Origin of the sequence: Cellulomonas sp. JZ18 (genome assembly GCF_009720485.1) — a bacterium.
GTDB lineage: Bacteria > Actinomycetota > Actinomycetes > Actinomycetales > Cellulomonadaceae > Cellulomonas.
Genome location: NZ_CP045245.1, coordinates 699,667 through 711,468, shown reverse-complemented (window position 1 = coordinate 711,468; position 11,802 = coordinate 699,667). Strand labels below are relative to the sequence as shown.

The 11,802-nt window shown below is 77.2% G+C and carries 11 protein-coding genes and 1 pseudogene; 1 reads left to right on the top strand and 11 read right to left on the bottom strand.

Features of this window, described 5'->3' with window-relative positions; all coding sequences use genetic code 11:
• The first annotated feature begins 515 nt into the window (after window positions 1-515).
• Window positions 516-725 carry a DUF3073 domain-containing protein gene (locus GC089_RS03220; protein ID WP_155376455.1) on the top strand — a complete coding sequence of 70 codons (210 nt, stop codon included), beginning with the start codon at window positions 516-518 and terminating at the stop codon, window positions 723-725.
• Between the two features lie 563 nt (window positions 726-1,288).
• On the opposite strand, the gene purM is transcribed toward GC089_RS03220, so the two are convergent.
• The 11 genes and pseudogenes from purM to GC089_RS03170 all read right to left on the bottom strand — a co-directional run bounded on the left by purM (window position 1,289) and on the right by GC089_RS03170 (window position 11,596).
• Window positions 1,289-2,413, bottom strand: coding sequence for a phosphoribosylformylglycinamidine cyclo-ligase (gene purM / locus GC089_RS03215; RefSeq protein ID WP_155376454.1), 1,125 nt, complete (start codon window positions 2,411-2,413; stop codon window positions 1,289-1,291).
• Window positions 2,410-3,957, bottom strand: a complete 1,548-nt coding sequence (purF, locus tag GC089_RS03210) for an amidophosphoribosyltransferase (RefSeq protein ID WP_155376453.1) — start codon at window positions 3,955-3,957, stop codon at window positions 2,410-2,412. The genes purM and purF overlap by 4 nt, the downstream gene beginning before the upstream one ends.
• 61 nt (window positions 3,958-4,018) lie before the next feature.
• Window positions 4,019-4,318, bottom strand: coding sequence for a histidine kinase (locus GC089_RS03205; protein WP_155376452.1), 300 nt, complete (start codon window positions 4,316-4,318; stop codon window positions 4,019-4,021).
• A 272-nt stretch (window positions 4,319-4,590) separates the two neighbouring features.
• Window positions 4,591-4,968 carry a sterol carrier family protein gene (locus GC089_RS03200; RefSeq protein ID WP_155376451.1) on the bottom strand — a complete coding sequence of 126 codons (378 nt, stop codon included), beginning with the start codon at window positions 4,966-4,968 and terminating at the stop codon, window positions 4,591-4,593.
• Between the two features lie 88 nt (window positions 4,969-5,056).
• Window positions 5,057-6,439, bottom strand: coding sequence for a glycoside hydrolase family 6 protein (locus tag GC089_RS03195; protein ID WP_155376450.1), 1,383 nt, complete (start codon window positions 6,437-6,439; stop codon window positions 5,057-5,059).
• A gap of 189 nt (window positions 6,440-6,628) precedes the next feature.
• The gene (gene rsgA, locus GC089_RS03190) at window positions 6,629-7,687 is read right to left on the bottom strand and encodes a ribosome small subunit-dependent GTPase A (RefSeq protein ID WP_155376449.1); all 1,059 of its coding nucleotides are present in this window, start codon (window positions 7,685-7,687) and stop codon (window positions 6,629-6,631) included.
• Between the two features lie 114 nt (window positions 7,688-7,801).
• Complete coding sequence (locus tag GC089_RS03185; protein WP_155376448.1) at window positions 7,802-8,608, bottom strand: D-alanyl-D-alanine carboxypeptidase family protein; 807 nt, start codon at window positions 8,606-8,608, stop codon at window positions 7,802-7,804.
• Window positions 8,605-9,099 carry a hypothetical protein gene (locus GC089_RS18770; RefSeq protein WP_230685030.1) on the bottom strand — a complete coding sequence of 165 codons (495 nt, stop codon included), beginning with the start codon at window positions 9,097-9,099 and terminating at the stop codon, window positions 8,605-8,607. The genes GC089_RS03185 and GC089_RS18770 overlap by 4 nt, the downstream gene beginning before the upstream one ends.
• Before the next feature lie 227 nt (window positions 9,100-9,326).
• Window positions 9,327-9,914 (bottom strand): annotated as a pseudogene (locus GC089_RS18765) (RNB domain-containing ribonuclease); the annotation flags it as partial.
• A gap of 298 nt (window positions 9,915-10,212) precedes the next feature.
• Window positions 10,213-10,767: a class F sortase gene (locus GC089_RS03175; RefSeq protein WP_370514101.1), complete on the bottom strand. Its 555-nt coding sequence runs from the start codon at window positions 10,765-10,767 to the stop codon at window positions 10,213-10,215.
• A 160-nt stretch (window positions 10,768-10,927) separates the two neighbouring features.
• On the bottom strand, window positions 10,928-11,596 hold the full coding sequence (locus GC089_RS03170) for a DUF4142 domain-containing protein (RefSeq protein ID WP_155376446.1): 669 nt from the start codon (window positions 11,594-11,596) through the stop codon (window positions 10,928-10,930).
• Between the last annotated feature and the right edge of the window lie 206 nt (window positions 11,597-11,802).

Here is an 11,802-nt window from a genome sequence, read left to right as displayed (position 1 = left end):
CCAGACCAGCGTAAACCGCCCCAATCCGGACAGCCAGCCCGGACGCGTGATCGGCTCCGACGAGATCTCCCAGGCGTCAGCCGGGGCGCCCCGGGGGTGTCGCGGGGCCGTCTCGTCACGTCATGACCAGGGGGAACGCACCGGCGCCACCCGGACCGCGGGACCGCCGCGCCGAGCATCACCCGATCGGGATCGGTGACGTGCGCCAATTCACCCGGTCGGCCGCGTCACACTTACTTATGCGTATCAGTGTTCAAGACGGTCGCCACCCGGACGGCGGTCGCGCCCCCGGCCCCTCGTGACCCGAGCGGCAGCGGCACACCGCAGCGGGCACGGTGCCGCGCCCGTGGCACGCCGGCGGAGCGCCCGACGTGACGTGCGCCCGGTCCGCCCCCGCAGGTGGCTGGAATGGATCGCGAGCATGTACCGTTGCCTCACGAAGAGACTCAACAGCACCCGGGGCCGCTCGTGTCAGCACGGAGCCGCCCCGCTTCCACGTTAGAGGGGTCGATGCCATGGGGCGCGGCCGTCAGAAGGCAAAGCAGACGAAGGTGGCCCGGGAGCTGAAGTACTTCAGCCCGGACACCAACTACCGGGCTCTCGAGCAGGAGCTCACGTCGCGCAGCCGCAACGATGTCGTCACGGACAGCCGCCGCAGCGCTGTCGACACGGACGACGACCCCAGCATCTGGGACCGCTGGTCCACGGGGGACGACGAGCGCTGACGTGCTCGGCAGCTGTGCCGATCCCGTACGCCGTCGTCCCGGGTGGGCCGCGGGTCACGAACCGCCTCCTCGGCGCCGTCGTCTCGTTGCTGCCCTCGTGCGCGCCGCGCCTTCGCGGCAGGCGCACGGGGGCAGCTGCGCGACGCCGACCGTCGCGCGGGTGCTCGCTGACCCGGCGCGTGCTCGTCGTGGGTCGTGCCGGTGCTGCGCTGCACCTGGGTGATGCCCGCAGCGTGTCGTACCGGTGCTGCGCTGACCCAGGCGCGTGCCCGTCGTGGGCCGTGCCGGCGCTGCGCTGCACCCAGGCGCGTGCCCGCGGTGCGCCGTGCGCGAGCCCTGCTGGGCCTGCCAAGTGCCGGCCGTGCGGCGCTCCTGGCACACCGCCGGTGCGGCGCCGCGCGCCCCGGCGCGGGCGCGCCTCTCGGCGCGTCGTCGCCCCCGGCCGTCACCACCGCCACGTGCCCGGTGACGCCGGTCACCCCTCGCCCGGTGAACCGCCGGTCGGGGGCGCGCGACAGCACGCGTCGCGGGTCGGCCGTGCGCCCTGTGCCGCGCGTCCGCGCTCAGCCCGCCCGGTACGCCCCGTGCAGCCGCACCGCTCCGCCGTGGACGCCCTTGGTCCCGGCGACCACGTCACCGGAGGTCGCGTCCTCGTCGGCGGCCGCGCGGACCGACCCGAGCACCCATGCGGGCACGCCGCGCTCCCCGGCGGCGCGCTGCACGGCGTCCGCGACGTCGGGCGCGACGATCGCGACCATGCCGACCCCGAGGTTCAGCGTCCCCTCGAGGTCCGTCCACGGCACCTGCCCGAGCTCCTGCACGAGCCCGAAGACCGGCGGCAGCTGCCAGGACGCCCGGTCCACGTCGGCGACCAGACCGGCGGGCAGCACGCGCGCGACGTTGGCGGCGAGCCCGCCGCCGGTCACGTGGCTGAACGCGTGCACGCGGTCGGCGCCGAACTGCTCGACCAGCGCGAGGCAGTCGGCGGCGTAGACGCGGGTCGGCTCCAGCAGCTCCTCGCCGAGCGTGCGCCCCAGCACGTCCACGTGCCGCTCCAGGCCCCAGCCGGCGACCTGGACGACCCGCCGGACCAGCGAGTACCCGTTCGAGTGCAGGCCCGAGGACCCGAGCGCCACGAGCACGTCGCCCGGACGGACGCGCTCAGGACCGAGCAGGCCGTCCGCCTCGACGACACCCGTGGCCGCACCGGCGACGTCGTACTCGTCCGGCCCCAGCAGCCCGGGGTGCTCGGCCGTCTCGCCGCCGACGAGCGCCGTCCCCGCCACCGCGCACGCCGCCGCGATGCCGCGCACGACGTCGGCGATGCGCTCCGGCACGACGCGGCCGCAGGCGATGTAGTCCGTCATGAACAGCGGCGTGGCCCCCACGACGACGATGTCGTCGACGACCATGCCGACCAGGTCGAAGCCGATCGTGTCGTGCACGTCGAGCGCCTGCGCGATCGCGACCTTCGTGCCGACGCCGTCGGTCGAGGTCGCGAGCAGCGGACGCCGGTAGCCGGTGAGCGCGCTCGCGTCGAACAGGCCGGCGAACCCGCCGACCCCGCCGAGCACCTGCGGACCGTGCGTGGCGCGCACCGCGTCCTTCATGAGCTCGACGGCGCGGTCCCCGGCCTCGGTGTCGACGCCCGCCGACGCGTACGTGACGGGCTGCGTCGCGGCGCTCACGGGTGCTCCAGCGCGGTCGCGCCACCGGCCGTCGGGACGATCGAGAGCAGGCCGTCCTCGGGTGCGCCCAGGGGCAGCTGGTTCTGCTCGAGCAGGTGCTTGCCGAGCTGCTCGCCCGACGGCAGCTCGATCGGGTAGCGGCCGCTGAAGCACGCGGTGCACAGCTGCGTCGCGGGCTGCTGCGTCGCCTCGATCAGGCCCTCCTCGGAGATGTACCCGAGGGAGTCCGCGCCGAGGGACTGGCCGATCTCCTCGACCGCGAGGCCGTTCGCGATGAGCTCCGCACGCGAGGCGAAGTCGATGCCGTAGAAGCACGGCCACTTCACGGGTGGCGAGCTGATGCGCACGTGCACCTCGGCGGCGCCGGCCTCGCGCAGCATGCGCACGAGCGCGCGCTGCGTGTTGCCGCGGACGATCGAGTCGTCCACGACGACGAGCCGCTTGCCGCGGATCACCTCGCGCAGCGGGTTGAGCTTGAGCCGGATGCCGAGCTGGCGCAGCGTCTGGGACGGCTGGATGAACGTGCGCCCCACGTAGGCGTTCTTGGTCAGGCCCTGCCCGAAGGGGATGCCCGACTCCGTCGCGTAGCCGACGGCGGCCGGCGTGCCCGACTCCGGCACGGGGATGACGAGGTCCGCCTCCACCGGGTGCTCCTGGGCCAGGCGGCGCCCCATCGCGACGCGCGCGGCGTGCACGGAACGGCCGTTGATCGAGGTGTCCGGGCGCGCGAGGTACACGTACTCGAAGACGCACCCGGCGCGGTCGACGGGCGCGAACCGCTGCGAGCGCAGGCCGTCGGCGTCGATGGCGATGAACTCGCCCGGCTCGACCTCGCGGACGAACGACGCGCCGACGATGTCGAGCGCCGGCGTCTCCGACGCCACCACCCAGCCACGCTCGAGCCGGCCGAGCACCAGCGGGCGCACGCCCTGCGGGTCGCGGGCGGCGTACAGCGTCCGCTCGTCCATGAAGACGAGGCTGAAGGCGCCGCGCAGGCGCGGCAGCACCTCGAGCGCGGTGGCCTCGAGCGTGTGGTCGGGGTCGCCCGCGAGCAGCGCGGTGATGAGCGCGGTGTCCGTCGTGTTGCCGCGTGCCAGCTCGCCGCGGCGCTGCGGGCCGTACCGCTCGGCGACGAGGTCGACGAGCTCGGCGGAGTTGGTGAGGTTGCCGTTGTGGCCCAGTGCGACCGTGCCGGCGGCCGTGGGGCCGAGCGTGGGCTGCGCGTTCTCCCAGGTCGACCCGCCGGTGGTCGAGTAGCGGGCGTGGCCGATGGCGATGTGGCCCTGCAGGGCGTTCAGCGCGGTCTCGTCGAAGACCTGGGAGACCAGGCCCATGTCCTTGTAGACCAGCAGCTGCTGGCCGTTGGACGTCGCGATGCCCGCGGACTCCTGCCCGCGGTGCTGCAACGCGTAGAGCCCGAAGTAGGTGAGCTTGGCGACCTCCTCGCCGGGCGCCCAGACGCCGAAGACCCCGCAGGCGTCCTGCGGGCCCTTCTCGTTGGGGAGGAGGTCGTGGTTCAGTCGGCCGTCTGCGCGGGGAGCCACGTGTCCATGGTGGCACACCCGACCGCCGGCACGCCGGGCGCGTCCAGGAAGGGACGGGCCGTCAGCGCCGGCCGCGCGTGCTGCGCCGGTCGGCGCGCAGCGCGAGCAGGGCCCCGACGAGCAGGCCGACGACCACCCCCGTCAGGGTCGCGAGCGCGACGACCGTGTTGCGGCCGTCGAGGAACGGCAGCACGCCGACGTCCGTGCCGGCGCCGGCGCCGGCCGGCCCCAGGACGAGGGCGAGGACGAGCCCGACGACGGCGCCGAGGAGCGCGCCCGCGCGCAGGAACGCGCCGTACCGCGGTGCCCGGCGGACGGTGGCGGGCGTCGCGATGCGGGCGAGCTCCTCCTCCGACGGCACGGGCGCGCCGGCGTCGGGACGCGCGCCGGCGGCGGCCGCGTCCCCCGCGGTCGGTGCACCGCCGTCGCCCGGGGCGTCGGCGGGCCGGTCGGGGCGGCACCCGTCGCGGGGTCCGGGGCGGCCTGGCGGTCGTCGTCTGCGTGGGCCTCGGGCACCCGCAGATCCTAGGCCGTGGCGGCCCGGTCCTCCTCGCCCGCCGCCGCGGCGGCCCGCGGGGTCGACGACGAGCGGGTGGTCGAGGTCGCGCACGGGCGCCTCTCCCGCGTCCCCCCTCAGCGCTCGCGTGCGGCCTGCAGGGGCAGCAGCGCCGACAGGTCGGCCCGCTCCCCCGACGCGTGCACGCGCCCGGAGCCGAGCGCCTCGTCCCAGGTGGTGCGGCCGGTCGCGAGCGCGAGCCACGTGGCCGGGTCCGTCTCGACGACGTTGGGCGGCGTGCCGCGCGTGTGCCGCGGGCCCTCGACCGCCTGGACGGCGCCGTCGGGCGGCACGCGCACCTCGACCGAGTTGCCCGGCGCCACGTCCGCGAGCTCCTCGAGCGTGAAGCGCACGGCGGTGCGGCGGTCGCGGACGGTGACGGCGTCGGGGTCGGCCCGCCACGCCTGCAGGGCGGCGCGGCCCGCGGCGGGGTCGGTGCGGCGGCGCGGGGGCATGCCCCCATCCTGGCGCACACGCGGCGAGGCCGCGGACGTCGCCAGGACGTCCGCGGCCTCGTCGGAGTGCCGTGCGGCGGCGGTCAGCTCACCACCGCGCGTTGCGGGCGAGCTCCAGCGCGATCTCCTGCCACCACTGGCCGGCGGCGGGGCCGCCGTTGCAGGCGCCGTCCGACTCGCCGGGCAGCTTGATCCACAGCAGCGCGTCCGCACCCTGGATGCCCGTGCTCGTCGTCGGCCGCTCGCCGAGCGCACGACCCCGCGGGTTGCACCACTCGCCGTTCGAGCCGTTGCCGTTGCGCGAGGTGTCGATGACGAACGTCCTGCCGCCCGTCAGGCGCGAGATCTCCTGGCCGTAGGCCGCGGTCTCCGCCGTCGTGCGGTAGTTGGAGACGTTGAGCGAGAAGCCGACCGCGTCCGAGAAGCCGACGAGCTGGAGGCGGCGGGCCGCCTCCGCGGCGGACAGCCACGCCGAATGGCCGGCGTCGATGTAGACGCGGGCGCCGGCGGCCGTCAGCGACTTGGCGGCGTACCGCAGGAAGCCGACCCGGTCGCCCTGGCCCGAGCAGTCGCCGAGCTGGGCGAGCGCGTCGGGCTCGAGGACCACGATGGGACGGCCCTGGATGCCCTGGGCCACCGTGTCGATCCACCGGGCGTACTCGGACTCGCCGACGCCGCCACCGGAGTGCGAGCCGCAGTCACGGCCGGGGATCGCGTAGACGACGAGCATCGGGGTCTTCCCGGCGGCCACCGCCCGGCCGGTGTAGTCGCGCACCTCCTGCTGGGCGTGGCTCGCGTCGGCCCAGTTGCCCACCCAGTACGCCTGCGGCGTGAGCGCGATCTTCTCGAGCAGCGCCTTGTCGGTGCCCGACGCGGCCTGCCAGGCGCGGTACGCCTGCGTCTGCGGGTCGACGTAGAGCGAGCCGGCGGGCTGCGGCGCGGGCGTCGTCGTCGTGGGCGTGGGCGTCGGGGTGGGCGTCTGCGTCGGGCGCGGCGTCGTGGGCGTCGGGCTCGGCGTCGCCGTGGGCTGCGTGACGGTGCCGGTGCAGACGGTGCCGTTCAGGGTGAACTGCGACGGCACGGGGTTGCTGCCCGACCACGTGCCGTTGAAGCCGAAGGAGACCGTGCCGTTGGTCGGCACCGAGCCGTTCCAGCCGATGTTGCGGACGGACGCCTGGCCGCCGGACGTGGTCAGCGACCCGTTCCAGAGCTGCGTGATCTGCTGCCCGGACGCGAGCGTCCAGCGCAGGTCCCAGCTGGTCAGCGGGTCGCCGAGGTTGGTGATGGTGACGTTGGCGCCGAAGCCGCCGGGCCACTGGCTGCTCACGGCGTAGCTCACGCGGCAGCCGGGCGCGGCCTGCGCCGCGGTGGTCGTCAGGGCCGTGAGGCCCGCGGTCACGACCGCCGCGGCGGCGGCCGCGGCGGCCAGCCTCCGGCGGACGGTCGTGCCCGTCGTCGTGCGGGGGGACATGTGCGCTCCTCTGGTCCGTCAGTGGGCTCCGCGCCGTGCGCGGTGAGCGGGGGCACGCGTCCCGGCCTCGTCCTCGAGGACCGGCGGCCGCGTGCGATCGCCCCCGAGCAAACCCGACCGACTCCCGCCGAGGCGAGCGCACGGCAGATCCCTAATCGTTTTGTCACGGAGCGGGTCCCGGGAGCCGCGTCAGGAGCGGGGGCGCACGTCCCGGTGGTGGGCGCGCGTGATCCGGCGCGAGCGGGCGCGCTCCTGCGCGGCGAGGCGGGCGTCGGCACGCCTGGCCTGCCACGCCGCCTCCCGTGCCAGGCGCAGCCAGCTGTCGTAGCGACGGCGCGCCAGCTCGCCGGACTCGAGCGCGGCCCGCACGGCGCACCCCGGCTCGGCCTCGTGCGCGCAGTCGCGGAAGCGGCACCGCGCCGCGAGCGCCACCACGTCCGAGAACGTCGCGTCCAGCGCGTCCTCGTCCGCGACCAGGCCGACGCCGCGGATCCCCGGGGTGTCGACCAGGACCGCGCCGCCGGCGAGCGGCACCAGCTCCCGGTGCGTCGTCGTGTGCCGGCCACGGCCGTCGGCGCGCCGCTCGCCCGTGGCCATGACCTCGCGGCCCGCGAGCGCGTTGACGAGCGTCGACTTGCCGGCACCGGACGGTCCGACGGCGACGAGCGCGACGCCGGGGCCCAGCAGCGCACGCACGGGCTCCAGACCGGTGCCCTGCGTGACGCTGACGGCGTGCACGTCGACGCCCGGCGCCACGGCCGCCACCTCGGCGGCCATGCCCGCCGGGTCGGGCACCAGGTCGGCCTTCGTGAGCACGACCACGGGCTGCGCACCCGAGCGCCACGCGAGCGTGAGCAGGCGCTCGACGCGTCCCGGGTCGGGGTCGGGGTCCAGGTGCTCGACCACGAGCACGACGTCGACGTTCGCGGCCATGACCTGCTCGAGCGACGTGCGCCCGGCGGTGTCCCGCACGAGCGCGGTGCGGCGCTCGTGCACGCCCACGACCTGCGGCGGCACCGTCCCGTCGCCGGGCACGACGTCCACCACGTCGCCCACGGTCGGCGGCACTCGGGTGCCGTCGGCGCGCGGCACGAGCCCGTCGCGGTCGAGGCCGACGCGCTGCGCCGGTGCCGCGAGGTCGTCGGCGGGCACCACGAGCACCGCACCGCGGTCCGCGCGCACGACGCGGCACGCCCCGGCCCGGGCGGGCAGTGCGTGCAGGGCGTCGCGGGACGCGTCGGACGTCATGCGGCCGACGGTAGGTCCGTCCCCGCGCGCCCGGCACGCCTATTAGCGCGGCGCACGCCCGGGCAGCCCGCGGCGAGGACCGGGGCGGCCCGCGCGAGCCGGGCCGGGTGCGCCTCAGCCGCCCGCGTACTCCGGGCCCCCCGTGACGCCCAGCGCCTCCTCGAGCGACGTCACCCCGTTCGCCGTCATCCACGCCGTGAGGTCACGGCCGACCCAGCGCAGGTGCCACCCCTCGGGGGCGTAGCCGGTGACGGCCGTGTTCTGCTCGGTGTAGCGCACGACGAGGCCGAACTCGGCGGCCCGCTGCGCGACCCAGACGCCCTCGGGCGTGGTCGCGAAGCACGTCTGCAGGTTGCACGAGGGCGTCGACCCGCTGTCGACGTCGACCGCCAGACCCGTCTGGTGCTCGGAGTGACCGGGCCGGGCGCTGTACCGCTCCGCGTGCGCGAAGCCGCGGCGCGCCTCGACGGCGTCCCGCGCGGCCGCCTGCTCGGCGTAGGAGCGGTAGCCGCTGCGCAGCTCGAGCGCCACGCCCTCCGCCCGCGCGGCCGCGAGCATCGCGGCGACGTCGGCCGCGGCGACCTGGCGCACGGGGACGCCCTCGACCTCGACGAGGTCCGGCGGCACGTGCTCCGCCGGCAGGGGGTGCTGCTTGTTGACGACGACCCACGGGGACGCCGGGTCCGTCGTGGAGTGCCGCGTGAGGTCGAAGGTCGGCGTCGGGGTGGCGGTCGGGGACGGCAGGACGGGCGCGGCCACCGCCGCCGACCACGGCCGCGGCTCCTGCGTGCGCTCGAGCGCCGTCCCGACGCTCAGGACCCCGTGGATCCGCGGCCACGCCAGGCCGACGACCGCGGCCAGCACCACGAGGGAGACGAGGACGGCGGACGCGGCGGTGCGGCGGCCACGGGCTCGGTTCACGCGGGCGATGGTAGGTGCGATCCGGGACGAACCGGACGGTCGAGCGTGAACACCACCCGACGGTGTGGCACGGACGCCTCCGCCAGGCGGGCGTCCACGACCTCGCCGAGCGGCAGCGGTCCCGGTGCGGTGACCCGCGCGCGCACCGCCGGCTCGTGCAGCTGCAGCTGCCCGCGCCCCGGCCCGCCGTCGCGCCCGTCGACGTCGACGACGGCGCCGCGGAACGTGCGTCCCACGGCCGGGGCCAGCACCGCGGCCTCGACGAGGTCGAGCGCGCCCCGGTCGAAGGCGCCCGCGCGCCGCCCCGTCGTCGCCATGACCTCCGGCAGCACCGGCAGGGCCTCGCCCACCCACGCGGGCACGGCGCGGCCGGCCACGACCGCCAGGCAGACCTCGGTGCCGTAGCGGTCGACGAGCCGGCGCAGCGGCGCCGTGACGTGCGCGTACGGCAGGCGGATCGCCGCGTGCCCCGCCGCGTCGCCGACGGGCACGGGCGCCCCGTCCGCACCCCGAAGGACGCGTACGCCGCCCCGCGGAACAGCGACGTCGCCTCGTGTAGGAAGGCCGCGTGCGCCGGGCGGGCGGGGTCGACCCGGGCGAGCACGGTCGCGTACGGCTCGTCGTCCGCCCAGGGGACGTCCAGCACCCGCGCGGTCCGGCGCAGCCGGGCGACGTCGTCCGCGGCCGCGGGCGGCAGCGTCCGCACGACGCCGGTCCCGGCGTCCAGCATGATCCGCGCCGCGACCGCCCCCGTGAGCAGCGACACCTGGGCGTTCCAGCCCTCCACGGGCAGGGTCCGCCGGAAGCGCAGCGCCCAGCCGGCGCCGTCGCGGACCACCTCCTGCTCGGGCACGTCGAGCGAGACGCCGCCACGTGCGCGCTCGCGCTCCTCGCGCAGCAGCCCGACCGCGCGCACGCCCGCGAGCACGTCGTCCGCGCTGCCCGCGTCGAGCGCACGCTGCGCGTCGTCGTACGTCAGCTGCGCCCGGCTGCGGACGAGCGCCCGCTCCACGTGCACGTCGGTGGGCTCGCCGTCCGGGTCGAGGTCGATGCGCCAGAGCGCGGCGGGGCGCACCTGGCCGGGCAGCAGGCTCGCGGCCCCCTCGGACAGGACCTCGGGGTGCAGCGGGACGCGTCCGTCCGGGGCGTAGAGGGTGGACCCGCGCCGGTGGGTCTCGGCGTCGAGCGCACCGCCGGGCCGCACGAAGGACGCGACGTCGGCGATCGCGTAGTGCACGCGCCACCCCCGTCCGCGCGCCTGGACGTGCACGGCCTGGTCGAGGTCCGTGGACCCCGCGGGGTCCACGGTCACGAACGGCAGGTCGGTGCGGTCGACCCGGTGCGCGAGCTCGGCGCGCGCGTCGGCACCGGGAGCGGCACCGGTGCGGGCCGCGTGCTCGGCCTCCGCGAGCGCGTCGGCGGGCCACCCGGTGGGCACGCCGACCTCCGCGCGCAGGGCGTCGAGGCCGGCCGCCACCTCGGCGGCGTCGGCGGGGCGGCGGCGAGACGGACGGGACGGCCGGGCACGGGCCGACTCTAGGCGCCGCCGCGCGACCGCGCCGGGTGCCGGGGACCGCGGCCCCGAGCCCGGGTCCGGGACCGGGTCAGGCGACGGGGTCGGCGAGCAGCACGACGTTCTCGCTGTAGTGCCGCGTGCGGCGGTCGAACGCGCCGCCGCACGTGACGAGGACGAGCCGGTGCGGGCCGGCGGCGGCGAACAGCTCGTCGGGCAGCGGGGCGGACTTCGGCAGGACGCGGCGCTCGACGAGCCGGTAGGCGACCGCTCCGCCGCGTCCGTCGCCGACCTCGACGACCGCGCCGAGCGGTGCGTCGAGGACGTCCGCCATGACCCCGGGGCCGGTGACGGTGTCGACGTGGCCGGCGAGCACGAGCGTGCCGGCGGACGCCCCGGGCACGGCACCGGCGAGCCACCAGCCGACGGCGTCGGGGGCGTCGGGGAGCTCGAGCGCGCCTCCCCGTCCCACGCCGACAGGCACGACAGCGACGTCGACGGCGACGTCGGCGAGCCGGAGCCGGTCGGGGGCCGGTGCGGGCGCGGCGGGCGGCGCGGCCGCCGGGGCGGCGGGGGCGGCACGGCCGCCGGGGCGACGGGGGTCGGCACGGCCGCCGGGGCCGGTGCCGGGGTCCCGTCGGCCGATGCCACCGGGTGCGGCGCGGACGTGCCGGCGAGCGTCGCGACGGCGACCTCGAGGCGCGGCGGTGCGGTCGCGAGCCGCACGCCGGCCGTCAGGCAGACGGCACCCAGCGCGACGACCGCCCCGAGGGCGAGCCGCCGCGCCGGGCGCCGCGGTGCCGTGGTCACCGCCGGTGCGTCGCCCCGGCCGTGCGGCGGGAACGGACGAGCACGGCCGCGGCCGAGGCGAGGAGCAGCCCGCCCGCGAGGGACAGCGCGAGGCCGAGCGGGCGCTCCGACGCGGCGGCCTGGCCCCCGGTGCCGGCCGGGACGGACTCGACCCCGAGCTCGCGCGCGAGCGCGAGCGCGTGGTCGAGGTGCCGCTGCACGACGGGTGCGGAGGCGGTGGCGAGGTCCTTGACGGCCTGCTCGGCGCCGCCGGCGAGCTCCTGCTCGCCGAGGGCGAGCGTCTGGCGGTGGGACTGGATCTGCAGGTACAGCCAGGCCGTGTCGAAGTCCTGGCCGTCCTCGGCCTGGACCTCGGCGAGCGCCGCCTGCTGCTCGGGCGTCGGCGTGCCGGGCAGCGCGACACCGAGCTGCTGGGCGACCGCGGTGAGCTGTGCGTCGAGCGCCTGGTGGTCGGTGATGAGCTGCTGCCCCAGCTCGCGCACGCCGGGCGTCGTCGCCTCGGCGAGCGCGGCCTGGCCCGACGCGATCTCCGCGAGGTTGCCCTGGTGGGCGGCGACGAGGAACTGCTGGTCCTGCGCGTTGGGTGCGGCGGCTGCGGGCGAGGCGGCGAGCGCGAGGCCGGCGAACGCGGCGACGACGGCCGCGACGGTGCGGGTGGTCTTCATGGTGGTCCCTCCGGTGGCGGTGCGTGGACGTCCACGGTCGGTCACCCGGGCGGGTGTCGCCCGTCCGGCGGCCGATCCGGTGCCGGGCAGGGCGGGCGGCCTGCAGAGGGTGCCGTGCCGGCGGCGACCGGCGGGGGGCCGGTCCTGGAGCGCGTGGACCACCGCATCACCCGCGCTGAGGCGCGGCCGCGGACGCGACGAGGGGC

Bases quoted from the DNA above. Each gene is read 5' to 3' on its own strand.
- GC089_RS03220 (WP_155376455.1), top strand. From the start codon at position 516: ATGGGGCGCGGCCGTCAGAAGGCAAAGCAGACGAAGGTGGCCCGGGAG.
- GC089_RS03200 (WP_155376451.1), bottom strand. From the start codon at position 4,968: ATGCCCCCGCGCCGCCGCACCGACCCCGCCGCGGGCCGCGCCGCCCTG.
- GC089_RS03195 (WP_155376450.1), bottom strand. From the start codon at position 6,439: ATGTCCCCCCGCACGACGACGGGCACGACCGTCCGCCGGAGGCTGGCC.
- rsgA (WP_155376449.1), bottom strand. From the start codon at position 7,687: ATGACGTCCGACGCGTCCCGCGACGCCCTGCACGCACTGCCCGCCCGG.
- GC089_RS03170 (WP_155376446.1), bottom strand. From the start codon at position 11,596: ATGAAGACCACCCGCACCGTCGCGGCCGTCGTCGCCGCGTTCGCCGGC.